This window comes from Pseudooceanicola endophyticus, assembly GCF_018760365.1.
GTDB classification, from domain to species: Bacteria; Pseudomonadota; Alphaproteobacteria; order Rhodobacterales; family Rhodobacteraceae; genus Pseudooceanicola; species Pseudooceanicola endophyticus.
The window spans coordinates 49,706-67,525 of the sequence record NZ_JAHIAB010000015.1 but is presented as its reverse complement, the minus strand read 5'-3'; the positions used below and the strand labels follow the sequence as shown (position 1 = coordinate 67,525).

19 protein-coding genes and 1 other RNA gene are annotated in these 17,820 nt (G+C 66.6%); 11 read left to right on the top strand and 9 right to left on the bottom strand.

What is annotated here, in order from left to right; translation table 11 throughout:
* Nucleotides 1-118: 118 nt before the first annotated feature.
* Nucleotides 119-814, bottom strand: coding sequence for a glutathione S-transferase family protein (locus tag KM176_RS21250; RefSeq protein WP_160896560.1), 696 nt, complete (start codon nucleotides 812-814; stop codon nucleotides 119-121).
* 140 nt (nucleotides 815-954) lie between these two features.
* Here KM176_RS21250 and mscL point away from each other — a divergent pair, with 140 nt between their 5' ends.
* Nucleotides 955-1,398, top strand: coding sequence for a large conductance mechanosensitive channel protein MscL (mscL, locus tag KM176_RS21245; RefSeq protein WP_160896561.1), 444 nt, complete (start codon nucleotides 955-957; stop codon nucleotides 1,396-1,398).
* Between the two features lie 117 nt (nucleotides 1,399-1,515).
* A complete protein-coding gene (locus tag KM176_RS21240) occupies nucleotides 1,516-1,968 on the top strand; it encodes an Lrp/AsnC family transcriptional regulator (RefSeq protein WP_160896562.1) in 453 nt (150 codons plus the stop codon).
* A gap of 179 nt (nucleotides 1,969-2,147) precedes the next feature.
* Here KM176_RS21240 and rpsU read toward each other — a convergent pair whose 3' ends face one another.
* Complete coding sequence (gene rpsU, locus KM176_RS21235) at nucleotides 2,148-2,354, bottom strand: 30S ribosomal protein S21 (RefSeq protein ID WP_042458983.1); 207 nt, start codon at nucleotides 2,352-2,354, stop codon at nucleotides 2,148-2,150.
* Nucleotides 2,355-2,496: 142 nt separating this feature from the next.
* Here rpsU and KM176_RS21230 point away from each other — a divergent pair, with 142 nt between their 5' ends.
* Entirely contained in the window at nucleotides 2,497-3,201 is a 705-nt protein-coding gene (locus KM176_RS21230) for a COQ9 family protein (protein WP_160896563.1), read from the top strand.
* A gap of 102 nt (nucleotides 3,202-3,303) precedes the next feature.
* On the top strand, nucleotides 3,304-4,278 hold the full coding sequence (locus tag KM176_RS21225; RefSeq protein ID WP_160896564.1) for an NAD(P)H-quinone oxidoreductase: 975 nt from the start codon (nucleotides 3,304-3,306) through the stop codon (nucleotides 4,276-4,278).
* Nucleotides 4,279-4,308: 30 nt separating this feature from the next.
* Here the strand turns inward: KM176_RS21225 and KM176_RS21220 are convergent, their stop codons facing one another.
* Nucleotides 4,309-4,947, bottom strand: coding sequence for a ribonuclease T2 family protein (locus KM176_RS21220; protein WP_160896565.1), 639 nt, complete (start codon nucleotides 4,945-4,947; stop codon nucleotides 4,309-4,311).
* A gap of 137 nt (nucleotides 4,948-5,084) precedes the next feature.
* On the opposite strand from KM176_RS21220, the gene KM176_RS21215 reads away from it, so the two are divergent.
* The 3 genes from KM176_RS21215 (at nucleotide 5,085) to KM176_RS21205 (ending at nucleotide 7,113) form a co-directional block, all read left to right on the top strand.
* Nucleotides 5,085-5,849 carry a DUF1013 domain-containing protein gene (locus tag KM176_RS21215; RefSeq protein ID WP_160896566.1) on the top strand — a complete coding sequence of 255 codons (765 nt, stop codon included), beginning with the start codon at nucleotides 5,085-5,087 and terminating at the stop codon, nucleotides 5,847-5,849.
* A gap of 108 nt (nucleotides 5,850-5,957) precedes the next feature.
* Nucleotides 5,958-6,929: a hypothetical protein gene (locus KM176_RS21210; protein ID WP_160896567.1), complete on the top strand. Its 972-nt coding sequence runs from the start codon at nucleotides 5,958-5,960 to the stop codon at nucleotides 6,927-6,929.
* Nucleotides 6,930-6,939: 10 nt separating this feature from the next.
* A complete protein-coding gene (locus KM176_RS21205) occupies nucleotides 6,940-7,113 on the top strand; it encodes a hypothetical protein (protein WP_160896568.1) in 174 nt (57 codons plus the stop codon).
* 60 nt (nucleotides 7,114-7,173) lie between these two features.
* Here KM176_RS21205 and recR read toward each other — a convergent pair whose 3' ends face one another.
* The 5 genes from recR to KM176_RS21180 form a co-directional block, all read right to left on the bottom strand.
* Nucleotides 7,174-7,767 (bottom strand): recombination mediator RecR, encoded by a 594-nt coding sequence (gene recR / locus KM176_RS21200; protein WP_160896569.1) that lies wholly within the window; start codon nucleotides 7,765-7,767, stop codon nucleotides 7,174-7,176.
* Between the two features lie 4 nt (nucleotides 7,768-7,771).
* On the bottom strand, nucleotides 7,772-8,116 hold the full coding sequence (locus KM176_RS21195; protein WP_160896570.1) for a YbaB/EbfC family nucleoid-associated protein: 345 nt from the start codon (nucleotides 8,114-8,116) through the stop codon (nucleotides 7,772-7,774).
* A 92-nt stretch (nucleotides 8,117-8,208) separates the two neighbouring features.
* Nucleotides 8,209-10,014: a DNA polymerase III subunit gamma/tau gene (locus tag KM176_RS21190; protein ID WP_160896571.1), complete on the bottom strand. Its 1,806-nt coding sequence runs from the start codon at nucleotides 10,012-10,014 to the stop codon at nucleotides 8,209-8,211.
* Nucleotides 10,015-10,252: 238 nt separating this feature from the next.
* An RNA gene (gene ffs / locus KM176_RS21185) (signal recognition particle sRNA small type) lies at nucleotides 10,253-10,351 on the bottom strand.
* Nucleotides 10,352-10,482: 131 nt separating this feature from the next.
* A complete protein-coding gene (locus KM176_RS21180; protein WP_160896573.1) occupies nucleotides 10,483-12,456 on the bottom strand; it encodes a bifunctional 2',3'-cyclic-nucleotide 2'-phosphodiesterase/3'-nucleotidase in 1,974 nt (657 codons plus the stop codon).
* 207 nt (nucleotides 12,457-12,663) lie between these two features.
* Between KM176_RS21180 and nudC the strand changes: the two genes are divergently transcribed.
* Complete coding sequence (nudC, locus tag KM176_RS21175) at nucleotides 12,664-13,584, top strand: NAD(+) diphosphatase (RefSeq protein WP_160896591.1); 921 nt, start codon at nucleotides 12,664-12,666, stop codon at nucleotides 13,582-13,584.
* 39 nt (nucleotides 13,585-13,623) lie between these two features.
* Nucleotides 13,624-14,118 (top strand): SRPBCC family protein, encoded by a 495-nt coding sequence (locus KM176_RS21170; protein WP_160896574.1) that lies wholly within the window; start codon nucleotides 13,624-13,626, stop codon nucleotides 14,116-14,118.
* Here the strand turns inward: KM176_RS21170 and KM176_RS21165 are convergent, their stop codons facing one another.
* Entirely contained in the window at nucleotides 14,119-14,976 is an 858-nt protein-coding gene (locus tag KM176_RS21165) for a prephenate dehydratase (RefSeq protein ID WP_160896575.1), read from the bottom strand.
* 135 nt (nucleotides 14,977-15,111) lie between these two features.
* On the opposite strand from KM176_RS21165, the gene KM176_RS21160 reads away from it, so the two are divergent.
* Together KM176_RS21160 and KM176_RS21155 are read left to right on the top strand one after the other, a co-directional pair.
* Nucleotides 15,112-15,624 carry a c-type cytochrome gene (locus tag KM176_RS21160; protein WP_160896576.1) on the top strand — a complete coding sequence of 171 codons (513 nt, stop codon included), beginning with the start codon at nucleotides 15,112-15,114 and terminating at the stop codon, nucleotides 15,622-15,624.
* A 308-nt stretch (nucleotides 15,625-15,932) separates the two neighbouring features.
* Nucleotides 15,933-17,819 (top strand): extracellular solute-binding protein, encoded by a 1,887-nt coding sequence (locus tag KM176_RS21155; RefSeq protein WP_160896592.1) that lies wholly within the window; start codon nucleotides 15,933-15,935, stop codon nucleotides 17,817-17,819.
* The last annotated feature ends 1 nt before the right edge of the window (nucleotide 17,820 follow it).

Genomic DNA, 17,820 nt, shown 5'->3' with positions numbered 1-17,820 from the left:
CTTTCATCTGGCTCCAAATATCCCCGCCGGAGGCGCATCTCTCCACCGGCATTGCGATGCAGCAAGGGCGGCCCATGGGGCTGCCCTTGCCTGTTGCTGCCGCTCCACCCGGTACGGTTCAGTCCGCCGCCGGGATGGTCCGGCCCCGGATCACCGCGGGGCGGGCGAAGAACCGGTCCAGGTAGGGCTGCAGGTTCGCGAAGTCCTCCCAGCCCAGCAGGTCCTGAGCCTCGTAGAAGAAGACCGAGTTCAGCCAGGGGGCAATGGCGATGTCGGCGATCGAGAACTCCCCGGTCACCCAGTCCTTGCCCTCGAGCTGGCCGTTGATCACGTTCAGAAGCCGCTTGCCCTCGGTGACGAAACGATCACGGGGGCGGGGATCCTCGATCTCGCGGCCGGCGAACTTGTGGAAATAGCCAAGCTGCCCCAGCATCGGGCCAAGGCCGCCCATCTGCCACATCAGCCACTTGATGACCTCGTACTTCCCGGCGCCGGAGGGGGGCATCAGCTTGCCGGTCTTCTCGGCCAGGTAGATCAGAATGGCGCCGCTTTCGAACAGCGCCACGGTCTCTCCCTCCGGGCCGTTCGGGTCGATGATCGCCGGGATCTTGTTGTTCGGCGACAGCGAGAGGAACTCCGGGCTGCGCACATAGGCATCGCCCAGCGGCACCCGGTGCGCCTCGTAGGGGATTTCCATCTCCTCCAGCGCGATCGAGACCTTCACGCCATTCGGTGTCGGGAAGGAATAGAGCTGCAGCAGCTCGGGCGACTGGGCGGGCCATTTGCGGGTGATCGGGAAGTCTTCGGGGAACATCGTCTCTCTCCTGTTGTCGCTTTGCACCGATATAACCGCAGTCGGTGCGAAAACCACGAGGGGACCCACGGCAAGTCTAGCTTTGCCTGTGCGGGGATGCAGGTAAGATGGTCCGTGAACACACATTAACGAGGAACACCATGTTGAAGGAATTTCGCGCCTTCATCGCCAAGGGCAACGTGCTCGACATGGCGGTGGGCATCATCATCGGGGCGGCCTTCACCGCCATCGTCAAATCCATGGTCTCGGACCTGCTGAACCCGATCCTGGGGCTGCTGACCGGGGGGCTCGACTTTTCGAACCACTATCTGCTGCTGGCGGGGCAGGGGCCCTATGACAGCCTGGCGGCGGCACGCGATGCGGGGGCCGTGGTCTTTGCCTACGGGGCCTTCCTCTCGGCGGTGATCAACTTCCTGCTGGTGGCCTTCGTGGTCTTCCTGCTGGTGCGCTACGTCAACCGCCTGAAGGACCGGGTGATCCGCGAGGAAGCCGCCGCGCCCGCCGAGGAGAAACCCGCCGGTCCCACCCAGCTCGATGTGTTGCTGGAGATCCGCGATGTGCTGAAGAAGGACCCGGCGGCCTGATCACCGCCACGCGGGGGCTGGTGTTTCGCAGGGATATGGCGCAAGGATCTTGCCCGATACCGCCCCTGCGCGCGCCAGCCTGCGCGCCCCGGGCCCCCAGAAGGACGGATCAGCCCCTTGGACCAGATCGACCGCGCCATCCTGCGCGTGCTTCAGAAGGACGGCCGCATCTCCAACGCGGATCTCTCGGACAGGGTCGGCCTGTCGCAATCCGCCTGCCACCGCCGCGTGCAGCGGCTGGAGAAGGACGGGCTGATCAAGAACTACGTGGCCCTGCTGGATGCCCGCCGGATGCAGCTGGCGACCACCGTCTTCGTCGAGATCGGCCTGTCGGGCCAGGCGGACGAGCTGCTGGAAGCCTTCGAGACCGCGGTCGCCCGGGTGCCCGAGATCCTGGAATGCCATCTGATGGCGGGCACGGCGGACTACCTGCTGAAGGTGGTTGCCGAAAGTTCGGAGGACTTTGCCCGAATCCATCGCCAGTCGCTGGCGCGGCTGCCGGGGGTGCAGCGGATGCAGAGCTCCTTCGCGCTGCGCACCGTCTTCAAGACCACGGCGCTGCCGGTCTGAGGGTCAGACGGGGCCGGGGACGGGCGGGTCCGGATCCTGGCCGATCCGGGGGCGATCCGGGGCCGGGCCAATCCGGTGCCCCGAAAAGCGAAGACCCCCGGGCCAGGCCGCGGGGGTCGTCCATTTTCATCGTGTTCGTTCCGAAGGAAATGCCCTTCGAAAAGGCCGGCGGCCGGGTCTTAGAGGAGACCTTCGCGCTGAGCTTTTTTGCGTGCCAGCTTGCGGGCACGGCGAACAGCTTCTGCCTTCTCGCGCGCTTTCTTTTCAGACGGCTTCTCGAAATGCTGCTTGAGCTTCATTTCACGGAAAACGCCTTCGCGCTGGAGCTTCTTCTTCAGGGCGCGGAGCGCCTGATCGACGTTGTTGTCGCGAACAGAGACCTGCATGTGGTTGTCACCACCTTCCTAGGTTAGAGTTGTCAGATAGTGCAGGAGGTGGCCGTATAGCAGCCATCGCCCTAGTTGTCCAGACGGAAGCCCGTGCCCCCAAGAGACGCGCGCCGGGTGTCGAGATCGAAAGGAGACAGCCATGAACGACGAGATCACGAGCCCCGGAGGGGCAGGGCCCTCGGCGCGGGAGCGCATGCTGGACGCGGCGCTGATGCACGTGCCCTTCGATGGCTGGAGCGAGACGAGCCTGCGGGCGGCGGCAGCCGATTCGGAGCTGAGCCTGGAGGCCGCCCGGGTGCTGTTCCCGCGCGGTGCCGTGGACATGGCGCTGGCCTACCATCGCCAGGGCGATGCGCAGATGGTGGCGCAGCTGCAGGCCGAGGATCTCTCGGGGCTGCGGTTCTCGGAAAAGATCGCCCGCGCCATCGAGATCCGGCTGGAGCTGGCCGATCGCGAGCTGGTGCGCCGGGGCAGCACGCTGTTCGCGCTGCCGCAGCACGCCGCCGACGGGGCCAAGGCGGTCTGGGGCACGGCGGATGCGATCTGGACCGCCCTTGGCGATACCTCCGAGGACGTTAACTGGTACACCAAGCGGATGACCCTGTCGGGGGTCTATTCGGCGACCGTGCTCTACTGGCTGGGCGATGATTCTCTGGATGGCCATGCGACGCGGGAATTCCTCGAACGGCGGATCGAGGGGGTGATGCGGTTCGAGAAGGTGAAGGGGCGCGTGGCGGCCTCTCCGCTGGGGCGGATGCTGGAGAAGCCGCTGGGGCTGTTCGCGCGGGTGAAGGCGCCGAAAGGGGCTTCGGACCTGCCGGGCCAGATGGGGCGCGGTGCGTAAGGCGCGCCGCGTTGCGCCGGTGGCCTCTGTCGGGACGCCTCCGGCGGAGGTATTTTTAACAAGAAAATGAATGGGGTGGGCGCGGCCTGCCAGAGGGGATTCATGCGTGTGATCGAGATTTCGAGGCCCGGCGGGCCGGAGGTTCTGACTCTGGCCGAGCGGGATGTGCCCGCGCCCGGCCCGGGCGAGGTGCGTCTGAAGGTGGCCTATGCCGGGGTGAACCGGCCCGATGCGCTGCAACGGGCCGGGGCCTACGATCCGCCGCCCGGGGCGTCGGACCTGCCGGGGCTGGAAGCCTCGGGGATTGTCGAGGCGGTGGGGCCGGGCGTGCCGGAAAGCGCGGTTGGCACGCAGGTCTGCGCGCTCTTGCCGGGGGGGGGCTACGGCGAGGCGGTGGTCACGCCCTGGGCCCATTGCCTGCCGGTGCCGGCGGGCATGGGGATGCGGGAAGCCGCCTGCCTGCCCGAGACCTTCTTCACCGTCTGGGAAAACGTCTTTCGCCGCGGCGCGCTGAAGGGCGGCGAGAGCCTGCTGGTGCATGGCGGGACCTCGGGGATCGGCACCACGGCGATCCAGCTGGCGAAGGCCTTCGGGGCGCGGGTGTTCGTGACCGCGGGGACGGCGGAGAAATGCGCCGCCTGCCTGGAGCTGGGCGCCGACCGGGCGATCAACTACCGCGAGGCGGATTTTGCCGAGGTGCTGAAGGCCGAGGGCGGTGTCGATGTTGTGCTGGACATGGTGGGCGGCGGCTACATTCCCCGCGATATCAAGGTGCTGAAGCAGGATGGCCGGCTGGTGATGATCGCCTTCCTGGGCGGTGCGAAAGCCGAGGTGAACTTTGCCCAGGTGATGATGAAGCGCCTGGTGGTCACCGGATCGACCCTGCGCGCCCAGTCCGATCAGGCAAAGGCCGGGATCGCCGAAGAGCTGCGCCGCCATGTCTGGCCGCTGCTGGAGGCGGGCCGGGTCGCACCGCTGATCGACAGCACCTTCCCGCTGGAAGAGGCCGCCGCCGCCCATGCCCGCATGGAAAGCTCGGCCCATGTCGGCAAGATCGTGCTGCGGGTCGGGGGCTGAGACCCGCGCGGCCGGAACCGGGAGGATGGCCTAGCGGATCGCGTCGAAGATCGCGGTGTGCCGGGAACAGTCGCGGGCCACATCCGGTGCGCAGTCGCGGAACTGCAGGTCCCGGGTCAGGCAGATCCGGGCCTCGCGGATGCGGCCACCGGAACAGGTGATGGTGATTCCCCCCGGCGTCAGCCCCGGATTGTCGGCCATGAAGGCCGATTCGAGGACGCTGGGAGAGAGCCTTGCGTCGCGGGACATGGCCTTGAGCAGCGGGGGCGGCGTGATCTTTTCGAATGCCTTGCGCGAGAGGTCGAAATAGGCCCCCGCGGACAGTCCCGAACAGGTGCCGTGGGTCTTCCATTCATGCGCCGCCAGGCCGCTGCTGCCCATGATGTCGCTCATCGCCCGGGTCTGCGCCGCCGAGGGCGCCCGGCTCGGGACCGCGCAGTTCTTCGGATAGCCGCGTTCGTACTGCGGCCAGAGGCCGTGCAGGATCCAGCCCAGGTTGCGCCCGGGGGCGCATTGCGCGGCATCCTGACCGCGGCCCTCCGTCGCGCACCAGCCGGGCGACCAGGACAGCGACAGGACGTAGTAATCGAAGTCTCCGGCCGTGTCCGCCCGCGCCCCCGCAAGGGGCATCAGGGCGGCGAAAGCCAGTCCCAGAAGGGCCTTGCGCATTCCGCTCTTCCAATTTCAACCTTGCAAGACTATATAACGCTCAAGTTCCCCGACAACGGAAACCTGCATCGCCAAGCGATGCCGCCTCGGCCCCAAAGCCAGGCAGCGGGGAAGCTGTAGCTTTTAAGGAGTGCGACATGCAGGGCAAACCGATCATGGCGAAGGCCACCGCCGTCTGGCTGGTGGACAACACGACGATGACCTTCAAGCAGATCGCCGATTTCACCGGCATGCACGAGCTTGAGGTTCAGGGCATTGCCGATGGCGATGTGGCCGCCGGCGTCAAGGGCTTCGACCCGATCGCCAACAACCAGCTCACGCAGCAGGAAATCGACAAGGCCGAGAAGGACCCGCTTCACAAGCTGAAGCTGAAGTTTAACCCCTCTGCCGTGGGCGAGGAAAAGCGCCGTGGCCCGCGCTACACCCCGCTCTCCAAGCGCCAGGACCGTCCGAACTCGATCCTGTGGCTGGTCAAGTTCCACCCGGAGCTGACCGATGGCCAGATCTCCAAGCTGGTGGGCACCACCAAGCCGACGATCCAGTCGATCCGCGAACGCACCCACTGGAACATCGCCTCGATGCAGCCGATCGATCCCGTTGCCCTGGGGCTGTGCAAGCAGAGCGAGCTGGACGCCGCCGTGCAGAAGGCCGCCGCCGAGCGTGCCAAACGTGGCGAGGCGATGACCGACGACGAGCGCCGCAAGCTGCTTTCGACCGAGCAGAGCCTTGGCATGGAGGCCGAGCCGCGTATGCCGACCGCCATCGAGGGCCTCGAGACCTTCTCCTTCTCGGGCAATGACGACGACGAGGAAGAGGACGATCTGCGCGATCGTCACATCGACGCGGACAGCTTCTTCAACCTGCCGAAAAGCACGGATGCCGAAGACGAAGACGACCACTGAGCGATCAAAACAGGTCTGAAATTACCCTCCGGTTGTATGCCGGAGGGTTTTTTCTTGCCCGGGTGGATGCGCCTGAACGACCTTTCCGGAAACGGGAAGGGGGGTGAGATGCGCAAGTTCGCGGTGATCTTGTCGGCAGTGATCCTGCTGGCAGCCTGCACCAAGCCGGCAATGGACAGGCCCGGCGACAATGGCAGCCAGGCAACCGCTTCGGCTTCGGGGGACGTCTCCGGAGACAAGCCCCAGGGGGGCAGAGGGCCCGCCTCGGTTCCAGAAGAGCCGTCCCCCGCACCGACCGCGGGCACAGGTGCCATATCGGAGACTTCGGCCATCGTCGTGGAAGCGGCGCCGGTGGGCCTGGGAAGCCTCATAGGTCGTATCTTCGGGCGCTCAGGGGCACAGGCGTCGTCGGCGGAATTCGTGGCCTCAAGGGCTTTCGTCGCACCGGAACAGTTCCCGCCGTCGAATTTCGCGGGCTATGGTGTGCTCGTCTTCACCACACGACCGGAACGCCCCGCAGCGCGGGCGCGATTCCATATGTTTTGCCAAGCCTTCCACCAGTCGTTCTCGACCCCGGACATTGTCTTGCGGGTCACGGGCAACGATATCGACATGCAGGTCGTGACGGTCCTCCCGCTCAGTGACGAGGCTGCGGTGAAAGAGGCAAATGAGGCCGCCGATGCCGAAACCGCCTGTGCCATTGCCGCCCGCCGTTACGATATCGAGACCGCGCTTCAGGCGCGACGTGATGCCAAGGCTGCCAGCGATCTTGCCGCCTGGTCGGGTATTTCGCTTGACGACGGGCGCGGGCCTTGGCTGCTGGCCTGGAACCCGGGGAAGACCAAGGGGAAACCAGACGCCCTTGTCCTGGCGGTCAACCTGTCGAACACGGAAAGCCCCGACCAGGCGATCGAAGATTTCCGGGCCTGGCGCGAGGACATCGAGCTCAATCCGCAGTTCTGGCGCCGGGGCTTCGACCCGGAACTGGTGCGCAGGGTCACGCAGCGCTGGCTAGACCGGCGCCTGCCGATGGTGCTGTCGCTGCTGTCGGGCGGCTCGGGATCACAATCACCACAGTAGGGAGGCAGTCATGAAACTGGGTCTTTGGGGCATTTTGGGCCTGATCCTCGGCATCGTCCTGGCCGAGCTTGTCGTGCGTGGAAATCAGGCGGTCTACCTGGGCGTCGTCAGCCTATGCACCATGCTTGGCACCGCGATCGGTGTCTGGCGGCGCAATCGCAATCCGGGCAGGGGAAAGGGCTAAGGCGCGGCATGTTCCGGTGAATCCGGTGAAGGGGCAGCGTTCCCCGTAGACCGCGCGCGCTCAGACCTCGCGCCGGGCCCGAAGCGCCGCCGAAATCGTCCCGTCGTCCAGGTAGTCCAGTTCTCCGCCCACCGGCACGCCCTGCGCCAGAGAGGTCAGGCGCACCTGGCCCTCCAGCTGGTCGGCAATGTAATGCGCCGTGGTCTGGCCCTCGACATTGGCATTGAGCGCCAGGATCACCTCGCGGATCTCTTCTTCCTCGACGCGGGTGATCAGCATCGGGATGCGCAGCTCCTCGGGGCCGACATTGTCGAGCGCGCTCAGCGTGCCGCCCAGCACATGGTAGCGCCCCTTGAAGGCGCCGCCGCGCTCCATCGCCCAGAGATCGGCGACGTCCTCAACCACGCAAAGCTCGCCGGTGGCGCGCTTCGGGTCCAGGCAGATGTCGCAGAGCGGCCCGCTGCAGATATTGCCGCAGCGCGGGCATTCGCGCACCGTCACCGCGACCTGCTGCATCAGGTCCGCCAGCGGCATCAGCAGCAGCTCGCGCTTGCGCACGAGCTGCAGCACCGCCCGCCGGGCAGAGCGGGGACCAAACCCCGGAAGGCGCGCCATCATCTGGATCAGCGCCTCGATGTCACCGCCGGCGGTCATGCGATCAGAACGGCATCTTGAAGTCGGCCGGCAAGCCGAGGCCCTCGGTGATCTTCGCCATTTCCTGCTGCGCGCGCTCCTGGGCGCGGGCCTGGGCGTCCTTGATCGCGGCCAGGATCAGGTCCTCGACCACTTCCTTCTCGTTCGGATCGAAGATCGAGGGATCGATGTCGAGGCTCTTCAGCTCGCCCTTGGCAGACGCGACGGCCTTCACCAGCCCGGCACCGCTTTCGCCGGTGACGGTGATGTCGTGCAGGTCGTCCTGCAACTGTGCCATCTTTTCCTGCATCTCCTTGGCGGCCTTCATCATCTTGGCCATGTCGCCCATCTGTCCGAGGCCCTTGAACATCGCGTCTCTCCTTTGCGGCCGGTCGCTGCCGGCGGTGTCAGTGCTCCGGGGTCATATCGCCCCGCGGCCCGGCCCGTGCAAGGGCGGGCGGCTCATTCGTCTTCGAACGGGTCCCATTCGTCCTCGACCTCGGGCAGGGCCTCGGCCTCGGCCTTGGCGGCGATCTCGGCCCGGCTCAGGACATTGGTGATCTCGGCCTTCGGGAAGGCGGCCAGGATCGCCTGCACCATCGGGTGCTGGCGGGCTTCCTGCTTCATCGCCAGGACCTTGGCATCGCGCTTCTCGGCGATGGTCTCGCCGCCCTCGCCATTGCCGATGATCACCGCCCAGCGGTTGCCGGTCCAGGTCTGCAGGCGCGCGCCCAGGCGCTGCGCAAGGTCGCGCGGCGCGCCCTCGGCAGGGGCGAATTCGATCCGGCCCGGCCGGTAGGAGATCAGCCGCACGCCGGTCTCGACCTCGACCAGCAGCTTCACGTCGCGGTTGGTGCGGATCAGCTCCACCGCATGTTCGAAGGTCGGGTAGTTGGCCAGCGCCTGCTCCAGCTCCTCGGCGCGCATCACCGCGCCCTGGGCGCCCTGGCCGCCGCTGGTCCGGGCCGAGGCGTAAGCCGAGGCCCCCCCGCCCGCCGCAGGTGCGTCCGCGCCCCGCGCGGACATCGAACCCTGGCCGTTCGGCGCGCCATTGCCGCGGGGCAGACCGCCGCCGCCGGGCCCGTCGGGGGGACGCGGTGCGTCCTGGAGCCGGCGCACCAGCTCCTCCGGAGAGGGCAGTTCGGCCACATGGGTCAGCCGGATCACCGCCATCTCGGCGGCCATCATGGCATTGGGGGCGGTGGCAACCTCGTCCAGCGCCTTCAGCAGCATCTGCCACATCCGGGTCAGGACGCGCATGCCCAGCTGTTCGGCCAGCCGAAGGCCCCGGGCCCGTTCGTCCGGACCGATGGTCGGGTCCTCGGCGGCATCGGGGGTGATCTTCACCACGCTGACCCAGTGGGTGATTTCCGAGAGGTCGCGCAGCACCGCCAGGGGATCGGCGCCATCGGCATATTGCGCCGAAAGCTCGGTCAGGGCCGAGGCGGCATCGCCCTTCAGGATCATCTCGAAGAGGTCGAGGACCCGGCCCCGGTCGGCAAGGCCCAGCATGGCGCGGACCTGATCGGCGGTGGTTTCGCCCGCCCCGTGGGAGATCGCCTGATCCAGCAGCGAAGTCGCGTCGCGGGCCGAGCCTTCGGCGGCGCGGGTGATCAGCGCCAGCGCGTCATCGGTGATCTCGGCGGCTTCCTTCGTCGCGATCTTGCGCAGCAGCGCGATCATCACCTCGGGCTCGATCCGGCGCAGGTCGAAGCGCTGGCAGCGCGAGAGCACCGTCACGGGAACCTTGCGGATCTCGGTCGTCGCGAAGATGAACTTCACATGGGCGGGGGGTTCCTCGAGCGTCTTGAGCAGCGCGTTGAAGGCGCTGGTCGAGAGCATGTGGACCTCGTCGATGATGTAGATCTTGTAGCGTGCCGAGGCGGCCCGGTAGTTCACGCTGTCGATGATCTCGCGGATGTCGTTGACCGAGGTGTTGGAGGCCGCATCCATCTCCATCACGTCGACATGGCGGCCTTCCATGATGGCGCGGCAATGTTCGCACTGGCCGCAGGGTTCGGTCGTGGGCCCGCCGGTGCCGTCGGGGCCGATGCAGTTCATCCCCTTGGCGATGATCCGCGCGGTGGTGGTCTTCCCGGTGCCCCGGATGCCGGTCATGATGAAGGCCTGGGCGATGCGGTCGGCGGCGAAGGCGTTCTTCAGCGTGCGCACCATGGCGTCCTGGCCGACGAGATCGGCGAAGGTCTCGGGCCGGTATTTCCGGGCGAGGACCTGGTAGGGGCCGGAGGCGGGGACGCTGTCGGACATGGGGCTTCTTTCGGATTCGGGTCGTCGGGGCGAAGGTACTGGTCCCTTGGTCGGGCGTAAACCTGTGGCTTCGGGGACGGGTGCGCCGCTCCTGCGCCTGTGGCGCAGATCGCCCCGCCCGCCGTCCCGTCAGGGGCGTTCAGGCGTATCGGGGGATGTATCCGGGGAGGGACCCTCTGGCACGGTTTCTGCGAAACCACGCTGCCGGGTGACGCGTCTTCGCCGTGCGAAAGCGCTGAAGTGAGAGATTGGACAACGACCCAAGCGGGACTCGTTACGGCTGCTTCCTTCCGGACCTGACCGGGTTGGCGAGGCGCTCGCCCGCGCCAACCTCTCGAGAAGCGATATAGGCGAGGTGCCGGCGCATTGCAACCCGTGGAAACGCCGCGCCCGGGCGGGCGCGGCGGCCTCCGGCGGAGGTATTTTCCGACAAGAAAATGGGGCGGCCCGGGAAGGGCCGCGCCGGGGTCAGAGCGTCATGCGGTAGAGCGCGAAGCCATCCTGGCCCTCGCCCGCGGATTCGATCTTCACGCTGGTGATGCTGTCGGCGTATTTCGCGGCGCCGGGGCCGGACTGGAACAGCACCGTGGTGCCGGGCATCGGCTTGAAGGTCCAGTTGCCGTCGGCCTTGGGGTTGATCGTGCCCTTCTCGACGATGTAGCGCACGATGATGTCGCGGTTGGTGTCGGGGCCGTCGAAGATGATCGTGTCGCCCAGGGCGCCGGGGAAATGGCCACCGCCCGAGGCGCGGTAGTTGTTGGTGGCGACGATGAAGCTCATGTCGTCGGTGACGGGCTGGCCCTGGTAGGCGAGGTTCACGATGCGGGTGTCGGTGGAAACCTCTTTCCCGTCGCCGTCGTAGCGTTCGGGTTTCGACAGGTCGATCTGGTAGGTCACCCCGTCGATCACGTCGAAATTGTAGCTGGGGAAGCTGGCCGAGAGCAGTTCCGCATCCTGCGCCCCGGGCTGGACCTGGTTGAACATTCCCGCGGAGCGGTCGAGCCAGCCCCGGAGCTGTGCGCCCGAGATCTTCACCGCGCGGATCGTGTTCGGATAGAGGTAGAGATCGGCGACGTTCTTGATCGCCACCGGGCCCACCGGCACCTCGGTGTAGTAGTCCGGGCCGCCGCGGCCACCGGCCTTGAAGGGCGCCCCCGCCGAGAGGATCGGCAGGCCCTCGTGCGCGGTGCCGGCCATCATCTGTTCGATGTACCATTTCTGCGCATCGGTGACGATCTGGATCGAGGGGTCGTCGGCCACCAGGGCAAAGTAGGAATGCAGCGGCGTCGCCGTCTCGCCCACCGGGCGGCGGATGTAGCCCAGCGTCTGTTCATGCTCGGGGCGGATCGAATCGAGCACGAAGGCGGTGCTTTCCACCAGCGGCGTGACCGAGCGGTCCTCCTCGCGCCTGTAGATCGGACGGGCCTCGGTCTCGGCGGCGACGACGCGCCAGTCGGAGCCGTCCCGTTCCAGCAGCAGGTCGATGAGGCCCATGTGCGAGCCCCAGAAACCGCCCATGACGGCGGGCTTGCCGTGGATCGTGCCCTTTTCCACGTCGACGGCGGCATAGTCCTTGTAGGTGGGCGAGGGGAAGACCAGGTGGGAATGCCCGGTCAGCACCGCGTCGATGCCGTCGATGGCCGCCAGCGGCACCGAAGCGTTCTCCATCCCGTCCTCGTGGTTGGCCGAGCCGATGCCGGAATGCGACAGGGCGACGATGATCTGCGCGCCCTCTTCCTTCATCTGGGGGATATAGGCGCGGGCGGTGTCGACAATGTCACGGGCCTGGACATTGCCTTCGAGGTTCTTGCGGTCCCAGTTCATCACCTGCGGCGGCACGAAGCCGATCAGGCCGATGCGGATCGGGTGTTCGGTGCCGTCGCCGTCGGTGATCATCCGGTCAAGGATCACATAGGGCGGCAGCAAGGTCTTGTCGCCGGTGGGATTGGCAGCCATCTCCTTGACGATATTGGCGGAAATCACCGGGAAATTGGCGCCCGCCACGGATTTCATCAGGAAATCGAGGCCATAGTTGAACTCGTGGTTGCCAAGGGTCGAGGCCTCGTAGCCGAGCGTGTTCATCGCCTTGATGACGGGATGCATGTCGCCGTCCTTCATGCCGCGCTCATAGGCGATGTAATCGCCCATCGGGTTGCCCTGCAGGAAATCCCCGTTGTCGATCAGCATGGCGTTGGTGGCCTCGGCGCGGATCGCTTCGATCCGGGTCGCGGTGCGGGCCAGGCCCACCGTGTCGTCGGGCTTGTCGGCATAGTAGTTGTAGGGGAAGACATGCACGTGCAGGTCCGTCGTCTCCATGATGCGGAGATGGGCCTGGGTGCCGGCGGCGCGCGCCGAGAAGGGATGCAGTGTCAGCAAGGACGCTCCGGCGATGGTCCCGGTAAGGAAGCCCCGGCGGGACAGGCTGGGTGTGGATCTGGTCATGATGTCTCCCCATTTCTTGACCTCTTCGTCAAGGATCACAACATCCCGTGACATCCGCATAACGGTTTTTGCGTGACGTGGCGGCGGCAAGGGGGGGCTGCCCGCCGGCTGGCTCAATTCGCGGGCAGGATGGGGCGCTTTGGCCGTTGCCCTTGGCGGGGCGGCGGGGCAGGGTCCGGCGAAAGCGTAAGGGGGACGGGCATGACCATCGGCATCGCGGCAGAGGTGACCTTCGGGGGATCGGATCTGGACCGGGCGGCAGAGCTGCGGCGCGACCCGGCGGCGCTGGAGCGGGCGCAGGCGCAGGTGCTGCTGTTCTGGCGCGGTCAGCTGCTGGTGCAGGAGGGCGGCGCGCTGGCGCTGCTGGGCACCGATCACCCGGCCCTTGCCGAGGCCCCCGGGGGCGAGCGGCTGTTCCTGGGCCGGCAGGGCGGGACGCATTACTTCGCCCGCGATATCTCGGACTGGGAACCGGACGACGCCGAGCTGCCGCAGCACCCGGCGTTTCCGGCGGGCAGCCGGCTGTCGGACCTGCGCCAGGTGATGCACGGGCTCTCTCCTCTGGAGGCCGAGCTGGCCGCCACCGCCAAGGGGCTGTTCGCCTGGCACGAGACGCATCCTTTCTGCGCCCGCTGCGGCCATGCCTCCGACATGATCGAGGAAGGCTGGCAGCGCCGGTGCCCCAGCTGCGGTGGCCGCCATTTCCCGCGCACCGATCCGGTGGTGATCATGCTGATCACCCGGGGCGATGAGGTGCTGCTGGGGCGCTCTCCGGGCTGGCCGGAGGGCATGTTCTCCATGCCGGCGGGCTTTGTCGAACCCGGAGAGACCATCGAGGCCGCCGTGCGCCGCGAGGTGCTGGAGGAGACCGCAGTCGAGGTGGGGCAGGTGGATTACCTGATGTGCCAGCCCTGGCCCTTCCCCAATTCGCTGATGTTTGCCTGCCGTGGCACGGCGCTCAGCCACAAGATCACCCTCGACCCGCTGGAGCTGGAGGCGGCGCTGTGGCTGCCGCGTGCGGGGCTGGCACGGGTGATGGCGGGCGAACATGCGACGATCCGCGCGCCGCGTCCGGGCTCGGTTGCGGAATTCGTCCTCAGAAACTGGCTTGCGGACCGGCTGGGTTGAGGTTTTCCTAGGGGCAACGCGCGCCCCGCAGGAGAGCCCATGAAGATCGTTGCCCGCCAGGACATCGACGCCCCGGTCGAGGATGCCTTCGCCCGGATCACCGACTTTCGCAGCTTTGAACGCGCGGCGATGCGGCGCGGCGCCCAGGTGCGGCGCAGCGACGGGGCCGATCCGCCGCAGGTGGGCGCGGGTTGGGAGGTGTCGTTTCGCTACCGGGGGCGGGCGCGGCTGCTGCGCCTGACACTGAGCCGCTTCGAGCCGCCCGAAATGTTCCTGTCGCAGATGCAGACCGAGGGGCTGGAGGGGCAGTGCCTGGCCGAGCTGACGGCGCTTTCGCCCAGCCGCTGCCGCCTGCGCGTCGAGATCGAGTTGCGCCCGAGGACCCTGGCGGCGCGGCTTCTGGTGCAGTCGATGAAGCTGGCCAAGGGACGGCTGCGCAAGCGCCTGCAGGAGCGGCTTCAGGATCTGGCGACCGGTCTGGACCTGAACCGGGACAGGAAGGCGGCGCGGCGCCGGACGCCGCGCGCCGGCTGATCAGGACGCGCTGTCGGCGCCGGGATTGCCGCGCCGTGCGCCGGCCGGGTAGACGCCCAGGATCTCCATCCGGTTCGAGAAGTAGCGCAGCTCGTCCAGGGCCAGGCGGACATTGTCGTCCTCGGGGTGGCCCTCGATATCGACATAGAACTGCGAGGCCTCGAAGCTGCCGCCGACCATGTAGCTTTCCAGCTTGGTCATGTTGATGCCATTGGTGGCGAAACCGCCCATCGCCTTGTAGAGCGCCGCGGGAATGTTGCGGGTCTCGAAGATCAGCGTGGTGATCATGCCGTGATCGCCCCGCCGCGTGGTGTCGAGGTCGCGCGACATCACCAGGAAGCGGGTGGTGTTGTTGGCCTGGTCCTCGATGTGGCGGGCCAGCACGTCGAGGCCGTAGACCTCTCCGGCCAGCTCGGAGGCCAGCGCGGCACGGCTGCGATCGCTTTGCTGGGAGATCAGCAGCGCGGAGCCTGCGGTGTCGGAGCCGGTGATCCGCTCGATCCCGTGTTCGCTCAGGAAGGCGCGGCACTGGCCCAGCAGCATGGCGTGGGAGGTTGCCGATTTCACCTCCTCAAGTTGCGTGCCCGGCAGCGCCAGAAGGTTGATGTGGACGCGCACGAAGGCCTCGCCGACGATGTGCAGACCCGAGCCCGGCAGCAGGTAGTGCATGTCGGCGACTCGCCCGAAGGTAGAGTTGTCGACCGGCAGCATGGCCAGTTCCGCGACACCATCGCGCACCGCCTGCATGGCGTCCTCGAAGGAGTGGCAGGGCAGGGGCTCAAAACCCGGTCGCGCCTCAACGCAGGCTTGGTGGGAATAGGCTCCGGGTTCCCCCTGAAAGGCGATGCGACGAGTCATGAATTGTGTCCCATTTGAAAGAGATTTAGGCTCACGGGTGGGCGTTTGGTCGCGGTTAGTACACCTTGCGTCACGAGAGTGGAAGCGGATAGAAACTCGCCTAACACGTTAGCAACCGTCGAGGGGCGCAAGCACATGTTTGACACGATGACCTTCACCAAGATCGTGGGCGGCTTCTGCGGCACGCTGCTGGTTTTCCTGCTGGGGAATTTCGCGGCAGGACAAATCTACGCCACCGGCTCGGGGCATGGCGAGGGGACGCAGGGCTACCTGATCCAGACCGCCGACAGCGGCGCGGCCACCAGCGATGCGCCCGAACCCAGCTTCGAGGACATGCTGGCCAGCGCCGATGCCGCCAAGGGCGAGAAGGTGTTTTCCAAGTGCAAGGCCTGCCACAAGGTCGACGGCAACAATGCCACCGGCCCGCATCTGGACGGCGTCGTGGGGCGCGCGGTGGATACCGCCGAGGGGTTCAATTACTCCGGCGCGCTGGAGGCCAAGTTCGACACCTGGACCCCCGAGCACCTCAACACCTTCCTGACCAATCCGAAGGAAGCGGCGCCGGGCACCAAGATGACCTTCGCCGGCCTGAAGAAGGCCGAGGACCGCGCCAACGTCATCGCCTACCTGCAAAGCCTGTCACAGTAAGGGCCCGTGGCGCGCCCCCGGCAGCAGGCCCGGCCGCGCGATCGGCGGGAACATGCGGACAACGCAGGGTCGTCGGCGGAAGCCGGCGGCCTTTTTCTTTGTCGTGCAGGGGGGATGACGAGGGGTTCACGTAATCTCAACTTGAACATGGCCGAGCGCCGACATTAGCCTAATTGCAACCGGGGGAGCAGCAGGCTGCGTCCCCCGGGCCGGTTTCGACCGGCCTGTTCAGAAGGACTGCCGAGGAGCCCCGCATGCATCGTCCCCCGTTTCGCACCGCTTCGCGGTTCCCCGGCTCCGGGCCGGTGATGTCCCGCCGCTCGCTTCTGGCCATGGCCTCCATGTCGGCCTCGGTGCTGGCGCTCTCGGCGGCCGGGGTCCATGCCCAGGAGGCGGCGGCTGACAGCGACACGGTGATCAAGAGCCACGGCTATTCCTTCTTCGGGGATCTGAAATACCCCGCCGACTACGCGCATTTCGACTTCGTGAACCCCGAGGCCCCGCAGGGCGGAGAGATCTCGATCCAGTCCTCGGGCACCTTCGACAGCATGAACCCCTACACCGTGAAGGGCCGGGCGGGTGCGCTGGCCAGCATGATGTACGAAAGCCTGCTGGTGCAGTGCGCGGATGATTACCACGGCTCCTACGGGCTGCTGGCGGAAAGTCTGGAATACGACAAGGGCAAGACCTGGGTGATCTTCCACCTGCGGCAGGGCATCACCTTCTCGGACGGCACGCCGATGACCGCCGCCGACGTGGTCTTCACCCACAACCTGTTCATCGAGCAGGGCCTGCCCAGCTATTCCTCGGCGGTGAAGAAGCGTGTCCTGAGCGCCGAGGCGGTGGACGAGCATACGGTGAAGTTCACCTTCGCCACCGGGATTTCCCGGCGGTCGCTGATCAGCCAGGTGGGCTCGACCCCGGTGTTCAGCAAGGCCTGGTTCGACAAGACCGGCGCGCGGCTGGACGAAAGCCGCTTCGACGTGCCGCCGGGCACCGGGCCCTACATGCTCGACAGTTACCAGGTGAATCGTCGCATCCTGTACAAGCGCAACCGCGACTACTGGGGCAACGGGCTGCCGGTGAACGTGGGGCGCTGGAACTTCGACACCATCCGGGTGGAATATTTCGGCGATGAATCCGCCGCCTTCGAGGCCTTCAAGGCCGGCGAATACACCTTCCGGCAGGAAAGCAGCTCTCGCCAATGGGCGACGCAGTACGATTTCCCCGCCGTGCAGGCGGGCCATGTGGTGAAAGAGGACCTGCCCGACGGCAATCCGCCCAGCAATGCGGGCTTTGTCTTCAACCTGGGCCGCGCGAAATTCGCCGACAAGAAGGTCCGCCAGGCGATTGCCCTGGCCTACAACTTCGAATGGACCAACCAGAGCCTGCAATACGGCCTGTTCCAGCACCGCCAGAGCTATTTCCAGGACACGCCGCTGCAGGCCAAGGGCGTGCCCCAGGGCGATGAGCTGGACTTCATGAACGCGCTTGGCGACGTGGTGCCCGAGGTGCTGAAGACCGAGGCCCCGGTGCCGGTTCACACCTCCAGCCCCGACCGCCTGGGCGATCGCAAGAACATGCGCGCGGCGATGAAGCTGCTGGATGAGGCCGGCTGGAAGGTCGGTGACGACGGCATCCGGCGCAATGACAAGGGAGAGGTCCTGTCGATCACCTTCCCGGTCAACTCTGCCTCGGCCTCCTCGCTGGAGCCGATCCTCGACAACTACGCGGTGAACCTCAAGCAGATCGGCATCCGGCCCGATTTCAGCAAGGCCGATCCCAGCCAGTACACCAACCTGCGCCGCAACCGCGACTACGACATGATCTACGACGGCTACCAGTCGGGCCTCGATACCGGCACCGGGCTGATGCAGATGTACGGCTCGGAAGATGCCGACATCTCGGTGTTCAACCCCGCCGGCCTGAAGAGCAAGCTGGTCGACAGCATCATCGAGGCCTCGCTGCACACCGACAGCCAGGAGATGGAGAATGCCTCCCTCTCGGTGCTGGACCGGGCGCTGCAATATGAATTCATCATGGTCCCGACCTGGTACAAGGCGGGCTACTGGGTGGCGCATTTCGACATGTACGGCCATCCCGACATCCCGCCCTACGACATGGGCTACCTGGATTTCTGGTGGTACGAGAAGGACAAGGCCGACGCGCTGAAGGCCGCGGGGGCACTGCGTTAAC

What these genes read in the sequence shown, in the direction of transcription:
- KM176_RS21250 (WP_160896560.1), bottom strand. Translation starts at nt 814, where the DNA reads ATGTTCCCCGAAGACTTCCCGATCACCCGCAAATGGCCCGCCCAGTCG.
- mscL (WP_160896561.1), top strand. Translation starts at nt 955, where the DNA reads ATGTTGAAGGAATTTCGCGCCTTCATCGCCAAGGGCAACGTGCTCGAC.
- rpsU (WP_042458983.1), bottom strand. Translation starts at nt 2,354, where the DNA reads ATGCAGGTCTCTGTTCGCGACAACAACGTCGATCAGGCGCTCCGCGCC.
- KM176_RS21230 (WP_160896563.1), top strand. Translation starts at nt 2,497, where the DNA reads ATGAACGACGAGATCACGAGCCCCGGAGGGGCAGGGCCCTCGGCGCGG.
- KM176_RS21225 (WP_160896564.1), top strand. Translation starts at nt 3,304, where the DNA reads ATGCGTGTGATCGAGATTTCGAGGCCCGGCGGGCCGGAGGTTCTGACT.
- KM176_RS21220 (WP_160896565.1), bottom strand. Translation starts at nt 4,947, where the DNA reads ATGCGCAAGGCCCTTCTGGGACTGGCTTTCGCCGCCCTGATGCCCCTT.
- KM176_RS21215 (WP_160896566.1), top strand. Translation starts at nt 5,085, where the DNA reads ATGCAGGGCAAACCGATCATGGCGAAGGCCACCGCCGTCTGGCTGGTG.
- KM176_RS21210 (WP_160896567.1), top strand. Translation starts at nt 5,958, where the DNA reads ATGCGCAAGTTCGCGGTGATCTTGTCGGCAGTGATCCTGCTGGCAGCC.
- KM176_RS21205 (WP_160896568.1), top strand. Translation starts at nt 6,940, where the DNA reads ATGAAACTGGGTCTTTGGGGCATTTTGGGCCTGATCCTCGGCATCGTC.
- recR (WP_160896569.1), bottom strand. Translation starts at nt 7,767, where the DNA reads ATGACCGCCGGCGGTGACATCGAGGCGCTGATCCAGATGATGGCGCGC.
- KM176_RS21195 (WP_160896570.1), bottom strand. Translation starts at nt 8,116, where the DNA reads ATGTTCAAGGGCCTCGGACAGATGGGCGACATGGCCAAGATGATGAAG.
- KM176_RS21190 (WP_160896571.1), bottom strand. Translation starts at nt 10,014, where the DNA reads ATGTCCGACAGCGTCCCCGCCTCCGGCCCCTACCAGGTCCTCGCCCGG.
- KM176_RS21180 (WP_160896573.1), bottom strand. Translation starts at nt 12,456, where the DNA reads ATGACCAGATCCACACCCAGCCTGTCCCGCCGGGGCTTCCTTACCGGG.
- KM176_RS21170 (WP_160896574.1), top strand. Translation starts at nt 13,624, where the DNA reads ATGAAGATCGTTGCCCGCCAGGACATCGACGCCCCGGTCGAGGATGCC.
- KM176_RS21165 (WP_160896575.1), bottom strand. Translation starts at nt 14,976, where the DNA reads ATGACTCGTCGCATCGCCTTTCAGGGGGAACCCGGAGCCTATTCCCAC.
- KM176_RS21160 (WP_160896576.1), top strand. Translation starts at nt 15,112, where the DNA reads ATGTTTGACACGATGACCTTCACCAAGATCGTGGGCGGCTTCTGCGGC.
- KM176_RS21155 (WP_160896592.1), top strand. Translation starts at nt 15,933, where the DNA reads ATGTCCCGCCGCTCGCTTCTGGCCATGGCCTCCATGTCGGCCTCGGTG.